17 protein-coding genes are annotated in these 17,824 nt (G+C 73.7%); 6 read left to right on the forward strand and 11 right to left on the reverse strand.

Annotated features, from left to right (window positions below):
* The first annotated feature begins 42 nt into the window (after positions 1–42).
* The 5 genes from KIS93_RS18845 to KIS93_RS18865 all read left to right on the forward strand — a co-directional run bounded on the left by KIS93_RS18845 (position 43) and on the right by KIS93_RS18865 (position 5,195).
* Positions 43–639 carry a DUF3000 domain-containing protein gene (locus KIS93_RS18845; RefSeq protein ID WP_080036359.1) on the forward strand — a complete coding sequence of 199 codons (597 nt, stop codon included), beginning with the start codon at positions 43–45 and terminating at the stop codon, positions 637–639.
* Between the two features lie 45 nt (positions 640–684).
* A complete protein-coding gene (locus tag KIS93_RS18850; protein WP_080036358.1) occupies positions 685–1,911 on the forward strand; it encodes a ribonuclease D in 1,227 nt (408 codons plus the stop codon).
* A gap of 127 nt (positions 1,912–2,038) precedes the next feature.
* Positions 2,039–3,184: a Gfo/Idh/MocA family protein gene (locus KIS93_RS18855; RefSeq protein ID WP_080036357.1), complete on the forward strand. Its 1,146-nt coding sequence runs from the start codon at positions 2,039–2,041 to the stop codon at positions 3,182–3,184.
* On the forward strand, positions 3,181–4,332 hold the full coding sequence (locus KIS93_RS18860; RefSeq protein WP_080036356.1) for a dihydrodipicolinate synthase family protein: 1,152 nt from the start codon (positions 3,181–3,183) through the stop codon (positions 4,330–4,332). Before KIS93_RS18855 ends, KIS93_RS18860 begins: the two co-directional genes overlap by 4 nt.
* Positions 4,329–5,195, forward strand: a complete 867-nt coding sequence (locus tag KIS93_RS18865) for a sugar phosphate isomerase/epimerase family protein (RefSeq protein ID WP_080036355.1) — start codon at positions 4,329–4,331, stop codon at positions 5,193–5,195. Before KIS93_RS18860 ends, KIS93_RS18865 begins: the two co-directional genes overlap by 4 nt.
* Before the next feature lie 47 nt (positions 5,196–5,242).
* On the opposite strand, the gene KIS93_RS18870 is transcribed toward KIS93_RS18865, so the two are convergent.
* The 8 genes from KIS93_RS18870 to KIS93_RS18905 form a co-directional block, all read right to left on the reverse strand.
* Positions 5,243–5,872 (reverse strand): response regulator, encoded by a 630-nt coding sequence (locus tag KIS93_RS18870; protein ID WP_230465934.1) that lies wholly within the window; start codon positions 5,870–5,872, stop codon positions 5,243–5,245.
* Positions 5,848–6,939 (reverse strand): sensor histidine kinase, encoded by a 1,092-nt coding sequence (locus KIS93_RS18875; RefSeq protein WP_080036354.1) that lies wholly within the window; start codon positions 6,937–6,939, stop codon positions 5,848–5,850. The genes KIS93_RS18870 and KIS93_RS18875 overlap by 25 nt, the downstream gene beginning before the upstream one ends.
* A 7-nt stretch (positions 6,940–6,946) precedes the next feature.
* On the reverse strand, positions 6,947–7,645 hold the full coding sequence (locus tag KIS93_RS18880; protein ID WP_080036353.1) for an ABC transporter permease: 699 nt from the start codon (positions 7,643–7,645) through the stop codon (positions 6,947–6,949).
* Between the two features lie 37 nt (positions 7,646–7,682).
* A complete protein-coding gene (locus KIS93_RS18885; RefSeq protein ID WP_080036352.1) occupies positions 7,683–8,396 on the reverse strand; it encodes an ABC transporter ATP-binding protein in 714 nt (237 codons plus the stop codon).
* Between the two features lie 99 nt (positions 8,397–8,495).
* A complete protein-coding gene (locus KIS93_RS18890) occupies positions 8,496–9,110 on the reverse strand; it encodes a class I SAM-dependent methyltransferase (RefSeq protein WP_186404309.1) in 615 nt (204 codons plus the stop codon).
* Positions 9,111–9,162: 52 nt separating this feature from the next.
* The gene (locus KIS93_RS67540) at positions 9,163–11,739 is read right to left on the reverse strand and encodes a PEP/pyruvate-binding domain-containing protein (protein WP_080036351.1); all 2,577 of its coding nucleotides are present in this window, start codon (positions 11,737–11,739) and stop codon (positions 9,163–9,165) included.
* 76 nt (positions 11,740–11,815) lie between these two features.
* A complete protein-coding gene (locus KIS93_RS18900) occupies positions 11,816–12,736 on the reverse strand; it encodes an alkaline phosphatase family protein (RefSeq protein WP_080036350.1) in 921 nt (306 codons plus the stop codon).
* A 27-nt stretch (positions 12,737–12,763) separates the two neighbouring features.
* Positions 12,764–13,642: a helix-turn-helix transcriptional regulator gene (locus tag KIS93_RS18905; RefSeq protein WP_222107523.1), complete on the reverse strand. Its 879-nt coding sequence runs from the start codon at positions 13,640–13,642 to the stop codon at positions 12,764–12,766.
* 85 nt (positions 13,643–13,727) lie between these two features.
* Between KIS93_RS18905 and KIS93_RS18910 the strand changes: the two genes are divergently transcribed.
* Positions 13,728–14,567, forward strand: a complete 840-nt coding sequence (locus tag KIS93_RS18910; RefSeq protein WP_080036348.1) for an alpha/beta fold hydrolase — start codon at positions 13,728–13,730, stop codon at positions 14,565–14,567.
* Here the strand turns inward: KIS93_RS18910 and KIS93_RS18915 are convergent.
* The 3 genes from KIS93_RS18915 to KIS93_RS18925 all read right to left on the reverse strand — a co-directional run bounded on the left by KIS93_RS18915 (position 14,557) and on the right by KIS93_RS18925 (position 17,815).
* Positions 14,557–15,330: a sugar phosphate isomerase/epimerase family protein gene (locus tag KIS93_RS18915; protein WP_155126354.1), complete on the reverse strand. Its 774-nt coding sequence runs from the start codon at positions 15,328–15,330 to the stop codon at positions 14,557–14,559. The two genes, KIS93_RS18910 and KIS93_RS18915, sit on opposite strands and share 11 nt — an antisense overlap.
* Before the next feature lie 47 nt (positions 15,331–15,377).
* Positions 15,378–16,370 (reverse strand): LacI family DNA-binding transcriptional regulator, encoded by a 993-nt coding sequence (locus tag KIS93_RS18920; protein WP_080036347.1) that lies wholly within the window; start codon positions 16,368–16,370, stop codon positions 15,378–15,380.
* Between the two features lie 188 nt (positions 16,371–16,558).
* Positions 16,559–17,815 (reverse strand): hypothetical protein, encoded by a 1,257-nt coding sequence (locus tag KIS93_RS18925; RefSeq protein WP_155126351.1) that lies wholly within the window; start codon positions 17,813–17,815, stop codon positions 16,559–16,561.
* Positions 17,816–17,824 lie beyond the last annotated feature (9 nt).

Genomic DNA, 17,824 nt, shown 5'->3' on the forward strand with positions numbered 1-17,824 from the left:
CCCGTGGTCCCCTTCCGCCCGTCCTCGACCTACGCTTCCGCTATGACACTCGGTGACCGGCCGCCGCCTCCCGCCGCGTTCACGCGGGCCGCGAAGAGCCTGCGGCCGGCCGAGGTCAGGCCGGAGATCGAGCTCGAGGACCTGCCCGCGCCGCAGCGGCTGGCCCCCTACTCGGCCGCCATCGGCGCGTCGGTCTACCGCGACGACGACGAGCTCGCGGTGGGCCGGCTGATCCTGCTCTACGACCCCGACGGCCAGCGCGGCTGGGAGGGCCCGTTCCGGCTGGTGGCCTACGTCAGGGCCGACATGGAGCCGGAGATCACCTCCGATCCGCTGCTGGGGCCGGTGGCGTGGAGCTGGCTGACCGAGGCTCTCGACGCGCATCAGGCCGACTACTCCGCCGCTGGCGGTACCGTGACAAGAGCCGTGTCCGAGGGGTTCGGCAACAAGGCCGACGACCCGGTCACGACCGAGTTGGAGCTGCGGGCTTCGTGGTCACCCGCGCAGGAGGATCTGTCCGGCCATGTCGCCGCCTGGTGCGACCTCATGTGCCTGGCTGCGGGCATCCCGCCCCTTCCCCCCGACGTGGCGGCCCTGCCCCGCCGACGTGATGATCCGGAGAGTGACCGAACGAAGTGAGGGCACCAGTCAAGACAGCACCAGCGTCATGAGGCCGGTGAGCTCATGACAGAAGAACGCACAGTGGAGCCGCTGCTGGAGCCGCGCGAAGGCATCCCTCCTGTCATCGCCGACGCCGACGGGCTGGCGGAGGTGGTGGCGAGGTTCGCCGCGGGCAGCGGTCCCGTCGCCGTGGACGCCGAGCGGGCCTCCGGCTACCGCTACGGCAACCGCGCCTATCTCGTGCAGCTGCGCCGGGCCGGGGCGGGCACCGCGCTGATCGATCCGATCGGCTGCCCCGACCTGTCGGAGCTCGACCGGGCCGTGGCCGACGCGGAGATCGTGCTGCACGCCGCCTCCCAGGATCTGCCGTGCCTGATGGAGGTGGGGTTCCGGCCGCGCGTGATGTTCGACACCGAGCTGGCCGGGCGGTTGCTCGGCTACGAGCGGGTCGGGCTGGGCACGATGGTCGAGACCGTGCTCGGCCTGCGGCTGGAGAAGGGTCATTCGGCGGCCGACTGGTCCACCAGGCCCCTGCCGGAAGACTGGCTGCGTTACGCCGCGCTCGACGTGGAGGTGCTGGTCGAGCTGCGCGACGTGCTCCACAGGGAGCTGGCCGAGGCGGGCAAGCTGGAGTGGGCGCGCGAGGAGTTCGCGGCCGTGCTCGACACGCCGCCGCCGGCGCCGCGCTCCGACCCGTGGCGGCGCACGTCGGGCATCCACAAGGTGCGGAACGTGCGGGCGCTGGCGATCGTGCGGGAGCTGTGGACCATGCGTGACCGCATCGCCCGCGAGGCGGATCTGGCGCCCGGCCGGGTGCTGCCGGATGCGGCGATCGTGACGGCGGCGCTGGAAGGCCCCCGCACGAAGAAGGCATTGACCGAAATTTCGGCATTCACCGGGAGAAGTGCGCGCAGGCACATGAGCGACTGGCTCGCGGCCGTGGCCAGGGCGAGGAGCCTGCCCGACAGCCAGCTCCCCCAGCCCAGCACGCCCGGCGACGGCCCGCCGCCGCCCAACCGCTGGGCCGACCGCGATCCGGCCGCCGCCAAGCGCCTGGCCGCGGCGCGGGCCGTGGTCGCGGCGCTGGCCGAGGAGCACCACATGCCCACGGAGAACCTGTTGCAGCCCGACGCGGTGCGCAGGCTCACCTGGGAGCCCCCGTCCGAGATCACCGAGGAGAGCGTCACGGCCCGGCTGCGCGAGCTCGGCGCCCGCAACTGGCAGCTCTCGCTCACGGCGGCCCCCATCGCCAAGGCCCTGGCCAGGCTCGGCACGCGCGGCGAGCTCTAAGCTCGTCAGCGGGCGCCCCGGCCGGGGCCGGCAGGCCCACCTGAGGTTCGCGCTACTTGACGCCTTCGGTGGCCCGGCCGTACGGTTCGGGAAAGCGCTTTCCATAGTTGTGCCTGAAGGGATCCTCATGAGCGTGCGCACCATCGGCGTCGTGATGAACGGCGTCACCGGACGGATGGGCTACCGCCAGCACCTGGTCCGGTCCGTCCTGGCCATCAACGAGCAGGGCGGCGTGACGCTCTCGGACGGCTCCAAGGTCAAGCTCAAGCCCGTACTGGTCGGCCGCAACGCCGACAAACTTGCAGATATCGCAGCGAAGCATGACATTTCGGATTTCACCACCGACCTCGACGCGGCACTCGCCGCCGACGACAACCTGATCTACTTCGACGCCCAGGTCACCAGCGCCCGGGTGAAGGCCGTGCTCAAGGCCATCGAGGCCGGCAAGCACATCTACGCCGAGAAGCCCACCGCCGAGTCGACGCAGGAGGCCGTCGCGCTGGCCGAGGCCGCCACGGCGAAGGGCGTCAAGAACGGCGTCGTCCAGGACAAGCTGTTCCTGCCCGGCCTGCTCAAGCTGAAGCGGCTGATCGACGGCGGCTTCTTCGGCCGCATCCTGTCGGTGCGCGGCGAGTTCGGCTACTGGGTGTTCGAGGGCGACTGGCAGGAGGCGCAGCGCCCGTCGTGGAACTACCGCTCCGAGGACGGCGGCGGCATCGTGCTCGACATGTTCCCGCACTGGCACTACGTGATGGAGAACCTGTTCGGCCGCGTCACCTCCGTCTACGCCCAGGCCGTGACGCACATCCCGGCCCGCGTGGACGAGCAGGGCAACCGGTACGCGGCCACCGCCGACGACGCCGCGTACGGGATCTTCGAGCTTGAGGGCGGCATCGTCGCGCAGATCAACTCCTCCTGGACGGTCCGGGTGAACCGGGACGAGCTGGTCGAGTTCCAGGTGGACGGCACGCACGGCAGCGCCGTCGCGGGCCTGCGCAACTGCCGCGTCCAGCACCGCTCGGCGACGCCGAAGCCGGTCTGGAACCCCGACCTGCCCGCCACGGCGCGCTTCCGCGACGGCTGGCAGGAGGTGCCGGACAACGGCGAGTTCGACAACGGCTTCAAGGTGCAGTGGGAGGCGTTCATCCGGCACGTGGTGGAGGACGCGCCGTTCCCGAACGACTTCGCCTCGGGCGCGCGCGGCGTGCAGCTCGCCGAGCTGGGGCTGCGCTCCTCCGCCGAGGGCCGCAGGATCGAGGTGCCGGGCCTGTGAGGATCGACCTGCCCGGGTTCGGCCCGTATGAGCTGAGGGAGCCGGTCAGCTGGCCGGCCGTGGACCGGCCCGCTTCCAGCCGCATCGTGTACGCCGCCGCGCACGTGGTCGCCGACCCGCTGGGCGACAACACGCCCGGCTCCCCCGCCGCCGTCGACTGGGACGCCACGCTGCGCTTCCGCCGCCACCTGTGGTCGCTGGGCCTGCGCGTCGCCGACGCCATGGACACCGCGCAGCGCAACATGGGCCTGGACTGGGCCGCGACCAGGGAGCTGATCCGGCGCAGCGCCGCCGAGGCCCGCTCGTTCGGCGACCCGGCCACGCTGGTGTCGTGCGGCGCGGGCACCGACCACGCGCCGGACGCCGCCGACCTGAACACGATCACCGCCGCGTACGCCGAGCAGATCGAGGCCGTGCAGTCCGCCGGCGCGGGCGTGATCGTGATGGCCTCCCGCCAGCTCGCCCGGGTCGCCGCGGGCCCGAAGGACTACCACCAGGTGTACGGGAAGCTGTTCGGGCTGGCCGAGCGGCCGGTGATCCTGCACTGGCTGGGCGAGATGTTCGACCCGAACCTGGCCGGCTACTGGGGCTCGCCCGACGTGGCGGCGGCCACGGAGTCGTTCCTGGAGCTGATCCACGCCAACGCCGCGATGGTGGACGGCGTGAAGGTGTCGCTGCTGGACGAGGAGCACGAGATCGGCCTGCGGGCGGCGCTGCCCGAGGGCGTCAAGCTCTACACCGGCGACGACTTCAACTACCCGTCGCTGATCAGATCGGGCTCGCACGCGCTGCTGGGCATCTTCGACGCGATCGCCCCGGCCGCCGCGGCGGCGCTCCAGGCGCTGGACGCCGCCGAGGCCGGCGACGAGCAGGCGCTGGCCCGCTACGACGAGATCCTCGCCCCGACGGTGCCGCTGTCACGCAAGATCTTCGAGCGGCCGACGTACAACTACAAGACCGGCATCGTCTTCCTGGCCTGGCTGAACGGCCACCAGGACGCGTTCGCCATGGTGAACGGCGCCCAGTCGGCCCGCTCGCTGGTGCACCTGGCGGAGGTGTTCCGCCTGGCCGACCAGGCCGGGCTGCTCGCCGACCAGGAGCTCGCGGTGCGCCGCATGAAGGCCCTGCTGGCGGTGAACGGCCTGTGAGCCTCTCACTCAACCAGTGGACGACCCGGCAGTGGTCGCTGCCCGAGGCCGTGGACGGGTGCGTCCGGCACGGCCTGGAGGCGATCGGGCTGTGGCGGGAGAAGGTCGCCGAGACCGGGCTCGCGCGCAGCGTCAGGCTGGTGCGGGACGCCGGGCTGCGGGTGTCGTCGCTGTGCCGGGGCGGCTTCCTGACCGCGGGCGGGCTGCCGGGCGAGGAGGGCCGCACGGCCTTCGCGCAGGCGCTGGAGGAGAACAGGCGGGCCATCGACGAGGCGGCCGAGCTGTCGGCCGACTGCCTGGTGCTGGTCGTCGGCGGCCTGCCCGGCGTCAGGCCCGGCGAGGCGCTGCCCGCCGCCGGCTTCACCCGCGACCTGGCCGGGGCCCGCGAGCGGGTGGCCGAGGCGCTGGCCGAGCTGGCGCCGTACGCCGGTGAGCGCGGCGTCAAGCTGGCGCTGGAGCCGCTGCACCCGATCTACTGCCCGGACCGGGCGGTGATCTCCACGCTCGGGCAGGCGCTCGACCTCAGCCTGCCGTTCCCCGAGGAGCAGGTCGGCGTCGTCGTGGACACCTTCCACGTGTGGTGGGACCCGCGCCTGTTCGAGGACGTCGCGCGGGCCGGCCTCCGGATCGCCTCCTACCAGGTGTGCGACTACCTGCACCCGCTGCCCGAGGACGTGCTGCTCGGGCGGGGCATGATGGGGGACGGCGTGATCGACTTCCGGCCGATCACGGCGGCGGTGCGGGCCGCCGGCTACACCGGGGACGTCGAGGTGGAGATCTTCAACGCCGACGTCTGGGCCGCCGACCCCGACGAGGTCGTGGCCACGATGAAGGCCCGCTACGAGCAGGTCGTCCTGGCCTGACGAGGGGGAGCGGCGTCAGATGAGGCGCCGCTCCATCGCGGCGCGGGTCAGATGAGACGCCGCTCCATCGCGGCGACCACGGCCGCCGCCCTGTTGTCCACGCCGAGCTTGGCGAAGACGTGCTTGAGGTGCGTCTTCACGGTGGTCTCGCTGATCAGCAGGGCGCGGGCGACCTCCTTGTTGGCGGCCCCGCGCGCGATCAGCCGCAGCACCTCCAGCTCCCGCCTGGTCGGCGCCGCCGCGGGCTTGCGGCCGAGGCCGTCGATGAGCTGCGCGGTGATGCGCTGCGCCAGGACCCGCCCGCCGGCCGCCGCCGTGCGCACGGCCGCCTGGAGCTCCTCGCGCGGCGCGTCCTTGAGCAGGTAGCCGGCCACCCCGGCGGCCAGCGCCCGCGACACGTCGGCGTCGGTGTCGTACGTGGTCAGCACCACGACCCGGATCCCGGGATGGTCGGCGGCCAGCCGCTCGATCGCGCCGACGCCGTCGAGCCCCGGCATGCGCAGGTCCATCAGCACCACGTCGGGCGCGGCGGACCTGGCCCGTGCCAGGGCCTCGTGCCCGTCGCCCGCCTCGGCCACCACCTCGATGTCGGGGACGCCCTCGAAGATGCCGCGCAGCCCGTCGCGCACCACGGGGTGGTCATCGACGATCATCAGGCGCACGGGATGCTCACGCACAGAGCGGTCCCTTCTCCCAGCGCCGACTCCACGGTGACGGTGCCGCCCGAGCGCGCGGCCCGCTCCCGCATCGCGATCAGCCCGTAGCCGCCCGCCGGGGCGCTGTCGGGGTCGAAGCCGGCGCCGTCGTCGAGCACGTCGAGGGTGACCTCCTCCTCCATGTACGACAGGGTCAGGACGGCGCGGCGGGCCCTGGCGTGCTTGGCCACGTTCGCCAGCCCTTCCTGGGCGGCGCGCAGCAGCGTGGCCTCCACGTCCTCCGGCAGCCGTCGCGGCTCCCCGTCGACGGAGACGGCGGCGGGCACGCCGGTCGCGGCGGACCAGCGCTCGGCCACGCCGCTCAGCGCCTCGTGCAGCGGGGCCCGCTCCAGCGGCTCGGGGCGCAGCGCGTCGACCGAGCGCCTGGCCTCCTTGAGGCTGTCGCGGGCCAGCCGCTTGGCCAGCGCGATGCGCTTGCGCACCGCCTCGGGGTCGTCGCCGCCCTGCTCGGCCGCTTCGAGCTGGGCGATGATGCCGCTGAACCCCTGGGCGAGCGTGTCGTGGATCTCCCTGGCCAGCCGGGCCCGCTCCTCCAGGGCGCCGACGACGCGGCTCTGCTCGCTGTGCTTGACGAGCTCGCGCGTGAACAGCCCCATGATGAGCGTGAGCGCCGTGCTGCCCAGCACGTAGGCCAGCACGGACGGGTCGCCGGGGATGGCCTCGATCGCCCCGGCCGCGGCGGCGCTCGACAGCACGAACACCGCCGCGCCGGCGTAGCCCCATCGGCCGGGCAGCAGCAGGTACGGCATCGCGATCAGCCCGTACGACATGGCCTGGTAGGAGGGGTTCGTCCGGACGAGCGCGTAGTTCAGCACCACCAGCACCAGGAAGTGCCAGGCCATGGGGTTGAGCCGTTCGAGCAGCGCGGGCCGGCGGGCGATGAAGACCGTGTACCAGACCCCGAGGAGCGCTGACAGGCCGAGCCCGACGGGGTCGGGGCCGTCCTCCAGGGTCGCGATCGTCGCGGCCATCGCGAGGCAGGTGTAGAAGAGCAGGTGGAAGACCCGGTGCCAGCCTGCTTCGTCCAACGTCCGATCACTCCCAGCGGAACAGCGCGACCGCGATGGCGGTGCCGAGCACGATTATCGCCGAAACCAGGAGGAAGGGCATCGGTGTGGGCTGGCCGAGCCAGCTCTCCCGCAGCGCCGTGACGCCCTGGGTGAGCGGCAGGTACGCGCCGATCTCGCGCAGCTCCCCCGGCACCCCTTCGCGCGGGATGGCCGCACCCGCCAGGAAGATCATCGGGAACATGACCAGCAGGCCCATCATGTCCGCCGTCCTGGCGCGCGGGGCGAGGGCGGCCAGCACGAAGCCGATCGCGTAGCACATGAGCGCGCACAGCAGGAAGGCCAGCGCGAGCGCGGCCGGATGCGCGGGCGGCGCCACCCCGAACCCGATCACCGCGACCCCCACCAGGACGGCGGCCCCCGCGAGCGCCATCGCGAGCTGGGCCGCGATCTGGGCCGTGAGCAGCACGAACGGGGAGACCGGGGTGGTCGCCAGGCGGCGCAGCACCTTGCGCTCCCGGTAGCCCGCCATGACGCCGGGCAGCGTGGAGATCCCGCCGATGGCCAGGACCATCGCCAGGTAGCCGGGGACGAAGACCTCCAGGTGGTCGTTGCTCCCGTTCAGGAGCAGCAGCATGGCGGGGAAGGCCACCATGAAGAACAGCGTGGCCGGGTCCCTCGACAGCAGCCGCAACTCCGACGCCGACAGGTGCGCGAACGCCCTCATCGCCCCTCCTCCGACGCCTGCTGCTGTGTGAACGCCCTCATCGCCCCTCCTCCGCCAGCGCCAGGTACGCCTCCTCCAGCGAGGCCGTGCCGGTGCGGCCGGCCAGCTCGCGCGGGCTGCCGTGCGCCACGATCCGCCCCTTGCGCAGCACGGCCACCCGGTCGCACAGCTCCTCGGCCTCGTCCAGGTAGTGGCTCACCAGCACCACCGTCGTGCCGGCCGCCTTGAGGTCGCCGATGAGCGTCCACGTCTCGCGGCGGGCGACGGGGTCGAGCCCGGTGGTCAGCTCGTCGAGCACGACCAGCTCGGGCCCGCCGACCAGGGCCAGGGCCAGCTTGAGCCGCTGTTTCTGGCCGCCGGACAGGTCGCCGTACGCCTTGGCCGCGATGGGGCCGAGGTCCCAGCGGCGCAGCACCGCGCGCCAGTCGTCCGGCCGCTCGTACAGGGCGGCGAACAGCCGCATCGCCTCGGCCACCTTGAGCCGGTCGGGCAGCTCGCCCTCCTGCAACTGGACGCCCACGCGCTGGGCCAGGGCGCGGCGGCGGCGCGCGGGGTCCTGGCCGAGCACGCGGACCGTCCCCGAGTCGGGCCTGCGCAGCCCGGACAGGCATTCCACCGTGGTCGTCTTGCCGGCGCCGTTGGGGCCGAGCAGCCCGAACGTCTCGCCCTTCCCGACCGCGAACGACACCCCGTCCACGGCGTGGTTGTGGCCGTACGCCTTGTGGAGGTCCTTCACCTCGATCACCGTCATGCTCCGAGCCTCGCGGAGCCCGGCTGCCGGCGGCATCGCCCGTTCGTGCGCCCGGCATCCTCCTTTCGCAGGATGGCGTCAGGCGGGCCGGCGGGTGTGTCAGGCGGGCTTGTCCCAGACCAGCAGGTAGCGGCGCAGGAGCAGGCGGCGGAAGCGGGCGCCGGGCAGCAGCCGGCGGGCCAGGCGGGCGGTCTCGCCCCAGGACAGGACGGGGTCCTTGGCGGGCACGGCCTTGCCGGGGCCGGTCTTCGGGCCGAAGCGGAGGCGGAGGGCGCGGGAGGCGACCTGGCCGGCGCCGCTGATGATCCAGTCGAGAGGGGAGCGGTTCTTCGCCAGGCCGATCACCACCAGGCGCCCGCCCGGTGTCAGCAGGCGGGTCAGCGCCTCGGTGGCCTGCGCGAAGTCGGCGTGGTGGAGGACGGCGACGGCGCTGATGAAGTCGTACTTGCCCTCGGGGAGCAGGCCGCGCGGGTCGTCGAGGTAGTCGGCGGTGACGAACTCGACGTTGTCGAGGCCGCCGTGGCGCTCGCAGGCCAGGGCGATGGCCTCCGGGGAGCGGTCGGCGGCGGTCACGTGGGCGGCGCGGGCGGCCAGCTTGCTCGCCAACAGCCCGTCGCCGCAGCCTATGTCCAGGGCCCGCCGGCAGCCCGCGGGCATGAGCGTCATGACCAGGCCCTGGTAGTGCACGTTGTGGTTCCAGTAGGGCGGTGACACATGATCACGGTAGCGGGCCTGGCCGCGCGGGCGCTGGACTTAGGGTGATTTGTCAGGATATTTCGGGGATTGTCACCGTTCCGGCGGCGCCGTTCACCGTGATCTGCTGGCCCGAGACGATGCGGTGGGTCGCGTCCGGCACGCCCACGACGGCCGGGATGCCGTATTCCCTGGCCACCACCGCGCCGTGCGACATCGAGCCGCCCATCTCCATCACCAGCCCGCCCGCCGTCAGGAACAGCGGGGTCCATCCGGGGTCCGTCGAGGGGCAGACCAGGATCTCGCCCGGCTCCAGGTGGGCGCCGATCGGGTCGAGCACCACCCTGGCGACGCCCGTCACCGTGCCGGGCGAGGCGGGGGTGCCGGTGATGCCGCCGTCGCCGCCGGGCTGCGACAGGGCCTCCGGCTCGGTGCCGTCGGAGAGCAGCATCCGGGGCACGTGCCTGCGGCGGCGCTCCCGCTCGTACGTGTCCCGCCGCTCGGCCACCAGCTCGCGGAGGTCGCCGCCCTCTGCCAGCGCCGCCCTGGTCTCGCGCAGGTCAAGGAAGAAGACGTCCTGCGGCGCGTCCAGGACGCCCTGGCCGGCCAGGTGCTCCCCCACCACGAGGAGGCTGCTCCGGACCGCCGCGAGCGTCTTGACCAGGTAGAACTTGGGCAGCTCGCGCAGCCCCGCGTACCTGCGGGTGCGCCTGAGCGCGAAGCGGACGACGGAGGCCCGCCACCGGCCCCGGCTGCCCGCCCGCGCGGCCACGTGCGCGATGGTCGCGCGCGCCTGCCTGACCCCGTCGGCGAACTGCTCCGAGGGGGGCGAGCCCTTGTCCATGCGCAGGTAGTTGGCCAGCACGCCGAGGATGTGGCCGGGCTCCTCCGACCATCTCGGCACGCCCAGGTCGATCTCGGCGATGCCGCGATGACCGTACTTGTGCAGGAACGCGGTGATCTCGCGCTGCGCGACCGGCGGGAGGGACCCCGCACGGTAGCGGGCGACCAGCTCGGGCACGGACAGCTCCCTGAACGGTTCCGGCTCGATGCGGGTGGCCAGCTCCCACAGCTCCAGGTCCATCTCGGTGGTCGGGTTGTGCGGCAGGCTGCGCAGGACGTCGCTCATCTCGGCCACGGGCACGCCGGAGAGCCGGGCGGACAGCGCGAACAGGCCGTAGCCGGTGATCACGGTCGGCATGATCGAGATGATCAGGGGGAAGGTGCCCGCGAGGACGCGTTCGGCGTGGTCGAGACGCTGCTCGGGGGTCGCGGAGGCGGGCACCCGAAGCCGGTGGTCGAGCACCTGGCCGAGCCGCACGGTGCCGGCCACGGCCTTGCGCGGGCTGGTGAGCGCCGTCAGGACGCGCCCCGGCAGGCGCAGGTTGCGGGCGAACCGCGCGAAGCCCCGCAGGAAGGGCCGCAGGGACGTGTGCGCCGGGCTCAGGCGCGGATCCTCGAAGAGCTGCTCCACGAGGCCCACGGCGCGGGCCTCCCCGAGCGTCAGCACGCGCGGCAGGATCGCGCGTCCCGGGCGGCTGCGCACGGCCGTGGTGATGTCGAGCCAGAGCCGCTCCCCCGACACCGCCAGGAAGCCGGCGCCGTCGAGGGGGTCGGCGGGCCGGTGTCCGGCCAGGCCCGCGCCACCTGCGCTGATCACCCGGAACGCCGACTGCCCCATCGGCGTCAGCGGCCCCATGACGCCCTGGACGACGTTGACCGAGAAGTACACCCGCAGACCCGGCCGGGCGGGCTCGGGCAGCGGGTAGAGCGTGGTGATCGGCCTGGCCTGGGTGAGCCAGAGCCGGCCGTCGTGGTCGATGGCCCATTCGGTGTCCTGCGGGGCGCCGTAGTGGGCCTCGACGCGGGCGCCGAGGGCGGCCAGTTCGAGCACCTCGCCGTCGGTCAGGCACAGGCCGGCCTCGGCGGTCTCGACGCGCTCGGTGCCGCCGCCGGGCAGGGAGCGGATGGCCAGCCGCTTGTCACCGGCGTGGCGTTCGAGGATGCGGCCCTCGTGGACGCGGAACCGGTCGGGGTTCACCGCGCCGGAGACGACGGCCTCGCCGAGGCCGGGGCTGGCGTCGATGACGCTCTCGTGCCGCCGGCCCGTCACCGGGTTGGCGGTGAACAGCACGCCCGCCACCCGCGCGTCCACCATCACCTGGACGACCACGGCGAGCCGCACGGCCGCGTGGTCGATGCCGTTGGACTCGCGGTAGGCCACGGCGCGGTCCGTCCAGAGCGAGGCCCAGCAGCGGCGCACCGCCTGCACCACCGCCTCGGCCCCGACGACGTTGAGGAAGGTGTCCTGCTGGCCGGCGAAGCTGGCGAACGGCAGGTCCTCGGCGGTGGCGGAGGAGCGCACGGCCACGGGCACGTTGTCGCCGAGCGCCTCGTACGACTTGACGATGGCCGCGTGCACCTCGTCCGGCACGGGGGCCTCCAGCAGGTGCCGCCTGGCGCGCTCGGCCAGGTCGTCGCCGCTCGTGCGCAGGCCGCGCGCGACCTGCCGGTAGGCCTCGGTGGTGAGCACCCAGCCGGGCGGCACGGGCAGGCCCGCCCTGGTCAGCTCGCCGAGGTTGGCCGCCTTGCCACCTGCTTCCGCGAGCATGCCCGCGTCGATCTCGGAGAAGTCCAGAGCCGTCTTCATCGCACGATCTCCCGCCGTTCAGCGTCCGGTCATCTCAGTGTTCCGCGTCCGGGCGAAGAATTCAACGTCTGATGAATCACACCTCCAGCGGCGCGCCGTCCAGGTCCCATGCCGGATCTATAGGTACGCCGAGGGCGGCCAGCGCCGTCGGGGCCACGTCCACGAGCCGGGGCCCGGCGAGCCGGCCGCCGCCGAGGTCGTCCCCCAGGCGGGCGGCGATCACGAACACCGTGCGCTCCTCGTCCGACGTGCCGCCGTGCCCGCCCTCGTCCACGTGGCCGTGGTCGGTCGTGACCAGCACCGTCCAGCGCTCCCGCTCGTACGAGGGGCGCGCGCGGACCGCGTCGAGGAGGCGGCCCAGGTAGGCGTCCTGGGTCCGGAGGGCGTCGGCGTACTCGGGGCAGTGGGGGCCGAGGGCGTGGGCCACCTCGTCGGTGTCGCCGAGGTAGACGAAGACCGCGTCCGGGTCCTCCTCGGCCAGGTGAAGCTCGGCGGCCTGCGCTACCTGCTTGTCGGCGGTGGCCCAGCCGACGGCGTAGCCGTCGAGCACGAAGCGGTGGTCGATGGCGGGGCCGAACGCGCCGTACTCGGCGAGGCTGGCCCACGAGAAGAACGCGGAGGTGGTCAGGTCAGGGCGGTGCTGCTTGGCGCGCGTGAGAAAGTCCGGAAATTTCTGGAACTGCGGGCTTGCGAAGCCGTTGTCCACGACGCCGTGCTTGTCCGGCCAGACGCCGGTGGCGATCGACGACCAGCCAGGGCCCGAGTCGGTACGCGACCTGATCACCCGGCCGCCGTCCCCGGGCTCGGGGGCCTTGGGGACGACCTCTCCAGGGGATTCCGTGCGTGGCGTCCCGGCCTCGCCGTAGGGGAGCTTGCTGGTGCCGTACGCGCCGGTGGACCTCAGCCCGGCCAGGACGGGGGCGTCCAGGGCGAGCAGCCGGTCGAACCGCAGCCCGTCCATGCCGACGACGAGCACCTTGCTTGTGAATGCGGACATCCCCCCATCTAAGCGGTGAGACCACCCTCAATCCCGCACCGCCACCCCCGCCGCGCCGTACGCGGCCCGCCAGGCGGCGGGCGGCACGCCCGTCTGGCGGCGGAAGAACGTGGTGAAGTTGCCCGCGTCCCCGAAACCGAGGCGGCGGGCGCAGGCGCCGACCGGCAGGGCGGTGTGGGCCAGCAGCCGCTTGGCCTCCAGCAGGATGCGCTGGTCCAGGAACGACTTGGCGCCCGTGCCGGTGGCGGCGCGGGTGGCCCGGGTGAGCGTGCGGGCGTCGTAGCCGAGGTGGCGCGCGTAGTCGGCCACGTGGTGCCAGCCGGTGAAGCGCTCCTCGACAGCGGCCTGATAGGCGCGGAACACCTCCAGCCGCCGATCATCCCGCCCTCCCGGCCCGCCTGCCGGGGCCCGCCGGTCGGGCAGCGCGCGCAGGATCAGCGCCGCCAGCAGGTGGGCGAGCAGCGGGGGCGAGGCCAGGCGGGGCGTGCGCACCGCCGCTTCGTGCTCGCGGCCGAGATGTTCGGCCGCCAGCAGGGCCAGGGACAGCTGCCGCCCCTCCAAGCCCCAGCACACGGGCGCGGCGGCCTCGGCAGGGGCGAAGCCGGGCTGGAAGAGGATCATCGGGCCGTCGCAGGCGTCGATGTCGCTCCAGCGGTGCACCATGCCGGGGCGGATCCACACGGCGCTGCCCGCCTCCAGCCCGTAGTCCTGGAAGTCCGCCTCGTGGGCGCCGGTGCCCGAGGCGACCAGGGCGAACACGTGGAAGTCAGGGCGTTGCGGGCGGGTGCGCCGGCCGTCGGCGTCCATGGCGCGCAGCGCGGCGAAGCTGAGCACCTCCACCCCGTACGCCGCCCCGACGGCAGGCAGGTACGGCAGCTGCCGCACCGCGTTGTGTCCGCTTTTCACAAGGAACGCGCCCCTTTCGCCGAAGCGTCGCCGGCCAGCTCCCATACTGTCGTGACCGCACCCCCATGACGGCCAGAAAGGCACGATGATGACGGAAACGACAAGGGCGGTCCCCGTGGCGGGCGGCTCTCTCGACGTGCGCACCGGCGGGCACGACGGGCCGGCGCTGGTGTTCGTCCACTACTGGGGCGGGTCCGCCGGCACCTGGAGCGAGGTGATCCGCCGGCTGCCGGCCGGGCAGGCGACGGTCCGCTTCGACCAGCGCGGCTGGGGCTCCTCACGGGCGCTGCCGGGGCCTTACGACCTGGACCGGCTCGCCGACGATCTCCTCCAGGTCGTCGCGACGGCGGTGCGGGGGCCGTACGTGCTCGTCGGCCACTCGATGGGCGGCAAGGTGAGCCAGCTCGCCGCGGCACGGCGTCCGGCGGGGCTGGCTGGTCTGGTGCTGGTCGCGCCCGCCCCGCCGCGGCCGCCCGCGTCCGTGACAAAGGAGTACCGGCAGGGGCTGTCCCACGCCTACGACTCGCCGGAGACGGTGCGGCACGCCCTCGACCACGTCCTGACCGCCGGCTCACTGCCCGAGGCCGTGCGGGAGGCCGCCGTCCGCGACAGCCTCGCCGCCGACGCGCAGGCCCGGCACGAGTGGCCGCTGCGGGGCATCGCCCGCGACATCAGCCCCGCCGTGCGGGACGTCGAGGTCCCGGTGCTGGTGCTGGCCGGGGAGAAGGACGTGGTGGAGCCGCCTCAGGTGCTGCGTGACCACCTGCTTCCCTACCTTCCGCAGGCGGCGATGACGGTCGTGCCCGGCGCGGGCCACCTGCTTCCCCTGGAGGCGCCGGGCGCGGTCGCGACCGCTCTCGCGGGCTTCCTCGCCACCGCTCCCCTGCCTGACCCGCGAAGCGCGGGGGACGCCGTTACGAGGTGAAGCGCCGTACCCACGCGGCGGCGCCGGGCAGGATGTCCTCGACCGGGGCCACCTGCGGGTACCAGGTGCGTTCCCACTCCAGCGACACCCACCCTGAGAACCCGGCCGCACGCAGCAGGTCGCCCGACTCCTCCAGCGGCACGGAGCCCGTGCCCATGGGCACCGGCGTGGTGTCCTGTGCCGAGACGGCGTCCTTGACCTGCACGTAGTCCAGGTACGGGCGAAGCGCGGCCAGCGTGCGGGCCGGCGGCTCGCCGTGGCGCCAGGGGTGCAGCAGGTCCCAGATCGCGCCGGTGGTCTCCGGGCAGCCGGCCTCGGCGAGCAGGGCGGCCACGGCCTCGCCGGTCGCCATGCTGTCGTGCGTCTCGACGAGGACGCGGCGGCCGAGGTCGCCGGCCGTACCGGAGACGGCTTTGAGCCGGCGGGCGCCGACGGCGGGGTCGCCGCCACGCGGGAAGACCCGCACGCCCGGCGCGCCGAGGTCGGCGGCGAGGCGCAGGTCGGCGAGGAGTGCCTCGATGATCGGCTCGTCCGGGCCCGGCTCGCAGATGCCGACATATCCGGCGAGAGCGGAGATCTCCAGCCCTGCCCGCTCGATCCGCTCCCGCACCGACCGCCGGCCGGCCGCGTCGAGGCTCGCGTGCACGCCGGTGTCGGGGTGCAGCCGCAGCTCCAGCCCCTGGCAGCCGTGCCCGGCCGCGATCTCGACCGCCCTGTCCAGCCCTTCGCCGGGCATCCCCAGCGTGCTGACCGCCAGCTTCACGCCATTCTCCTCATTACGGTGCCAGGCATCCCCCGTGCCGCGCACGGTCAGGGCATTCTCCGGACGCTCTCCCGCAGGACGACCTCGCCCGCGACCTTTTCCACCACGACCGGCTCGTCCTCGTTCAGCGCCAGCTCCAGCGCCCGTGCCCCCATGTCCTTGAGCGGCAGGCGGACGGTCGTCAGGGCGGGGACGTGATCACGGAGGGTGACGATGTCGTCGAAGCCGGCCACCGACACGTCGTCGGGCACCCTCACCCCGCGCTCCCGGTAGGCCGCCAGCGCGCCCACCGCCATGACGTCGTTGACCGCGAACACGCAGGTCGCGCCCTTCACCTGCTGCGCGGCGGCGTACCCGCCGTCGCGGTCGAACGGGCCGTGGATGACCTGGGGGGCGGGGAGGCCGAGCTCGTCGAGGGCCTGGGAGAAGCCGGCGCAGCGGTCGGCCGCCGTCACCAGGTGCGGCGGGCCCGCCAGGACGGCGAACTTCGTGTGCCCGAGCTCCGCCAGCGCCCTGGCCAGCTCGGCGGCGCCCTCGCGGTTGGCGGGCGCGACGGTGTCGACGCCGAGGAGGTCCTGGCCCACGCAGGCCGCCCGGCCGCCGCCCGCCTGGTAGCGGGCCAGCTCGTCACGCAGGCGGCCGGTGACCCTCTGGTCGGCCACGCGCGAGCCGACCAGCAGGACGGCGCGGACGCGCTGCGCGTGCAGCGTCGCCACGTACGCGATCTCCTGCTCGGGGTCGCGGTGCGTCGTGCCGACCATCACCAGCAGGCCCTCGGTGGCGGCGGCACGCATCGCCCCGTCGGCGAGGGCCGCGAAGTAGGGGTCGGTGAGGTCGTGCACGACGATGCCGATGACGTTGCTCGCCCCTCTGGCCAGCGTCTGGGCGGCGATGTTGGCCCGGTAGCCGAGCTCGTCCGCCGCGCGCTCGACGCGGGCCCGCAGGGACGCGCCCACCTGGCGGGTGCTGCCGTTCAGCACCCGCGAGGCGGTCGCGAGCGAGACGCCCGCCTGCTTGGCGACGTCCTCAAGCGTGACCACGAGACCTCCCGGAAAGCGGTTTCCAAGTCTGCCAGACCGGCATCTGGATCCGCATCCTGCCACGCCCGGGGCCCGCGCACGAGCGCCCACCCAGCGAAGTGCGGCGCCGGACACCGTGACAGGCGGGCCAGGCCCGCACGCCTCACGCGCGGCGGGGCCGGGCGCCCGGTGATCACACCCGTCCGGGGTCAGGCCCAGGGGAACAGGATGTCGAGCAGGCCCTTGCGCTCCTCCTGCGTCGGCGTGGGGGCCGGCGCCTGGGTGGTGGCCGGGGGCTGGGTGGACGTCGAGCCGGAGCCGCCCGAGCCGCCCGTACCGCTGGAGTCGCCCTTGTTGTCCTGCTTGTTCGAGCTGGACGACGACGAGCCGCCGCCACCGTCACCGTCGTCGCTGCCCTGCGTGCCCGCCGTGTCGTTCATCGTGCCCTGCGGCTCGCGGGTGGGCTTGCGCGTCGGCTCGGCGGTGGTCCGGTCCCGGGTGGGGGTGGCGCTCGGCTCGGCCTCGCGCGTGGGGCGGGCGCGGGTCTGCGTCGCGGGCGGGTTTGTGGACTGAGGCTCGGACGGCTCGGCGGTGGCCGAATCGGCCGGGTCAGGGGTTTCCTCCGTGGCCTCCTCGACCGGCGTGTCCTCCGGGGCGGCGGACTCGGACGGCGAGGTCACCTCCCCGGCGCTGGCGCACTGGACGCCCGCGCAGGGGTCGTCGGAGGACGTGCCGGTGAGCATCCAGCCGGCGCCCACGCCGACCAGCACCACCGCGACGGCCGCGACCAGCAGCACGCGGGTCCGGCGCCGCACCTCTCCCTCGCCACCGGACGAGCGCCCGTCATAAGAGCCGGACGAACCCGAGTCGTCGGTCCAGCCGGAGCCGAGGAAGCCGCGCTTGGGCCGGTCCTCCTCCAGGTCGTCGTCGGGCCCGGAGCTGTGGCTGCGGTCCAGCGGCAGGTAGGGGTTGTCGTCGTCGTCCTCCGCCACGCGGTGCGGCCCGCTGTGCCCGGCCAGCTCGTCGTACGGGGAGCCGGCGCGCGCGTCGTCCGGGTCGCGCAACTCGTCGTACGGGGAAGCGGCGCGCACGTCGTCAGGGTCGCGCAGCTCGTCGTACAGGGAGCTGGTCCGCGTCTCCTGCGGCCCGCCGAGGTCGTCGTAGGACGCGCCGGACGGGACGTCGTGCGGGCCGTTCTCGCCGGTCAGGCCGTAGGAGGCGCTGACCGCCTCGCGGGCCCCGGTGAGCAGGTCGCTCTGACCGCTCACGTCGAAGGCGCTGCCGCCGGACAGCACGTCGCGCGGCGGGGCGGGGTCGTCGAGCACGTCGCGCGGGGTCTCGCCGATCAGTTGCGGCTCACCGGTCAGCGCGCCCCGGCCGGGCGGCAGGATGTAGGTCTCGTTGCCGACGACCTGGATGGCGGGCTGCTCGTCAGTGTCGTCGGTGCTCCACCGCGGAGAGAGCACGTCACCCGT

It is taken from the genome of [Actinomadura] parvosata subsp. kistnae, assembly GCF_900323885.1.
In the GTDB taxonomy this organism is placed as follows: Bacteria; Actinomycetota; Actinomycetes; order Streptosporangiales; family Streptosporangiaceae; genus Nonomuraea; species Nonomuraea composti.

Coding starts and splice junctions, on each gene's coding strand:
- KIS93_RS18900 (WP_080036350.1), bottom strand. CDS start 12,736: ATGTCCGCATTCACAAGCAAGGTGCTCGTCGTCGGCATGGACGGGCTG.
- KIS93_RS18880 (WP_080036353.1), bottom strand. CDS start 7,645: ATGAGGGCGTTCGCGCACCTGTCGGCGTCGGAGTTGCGGCTGCTGTCG.
- KIS93_RS18850 (WP_080036358.1), top strand. CDS start 685: ATGACAGAAGAACGCACAGTGGAGCCGCTGCTGGAGCCGCGCGAAGGC.
- KIS93_RS67540 (WP_080036351.1), bottom strand. CDS start 11,739: ATGAAGACGGCTCTGGACTTCTCCGAGATCGACGCGGGCATGCTCGCG.
- KIS93_RS18885 (WP_080036352.1), bottom strand. CDS start 8,396: ATGACGGTGATCGAGGTGAAGGACCTCCACAAGGCGTACGGCCACAAC.
- KIS93_RS18845 (WP_080036359.1), top strand. CDS start 43: ATGACACTCGGTGACCGGCCGCCGCCTCCCGCCGCGTTCACGCGGGCC.
- KIS93_RS18855 (WP_080036357.1), top strand. CDS start 2,039: ATGAGCGTGCGCACCATCGGCGTCGTGATGAACGGCGTCACCGGACGG.
- KIS93_RS18910 (WP_080036348.1), top strand. CDS start 13,728: ATGATGACGGAAACGACAAGGGCGGTCCCCGTGGCGGGCGGCTCTCTC.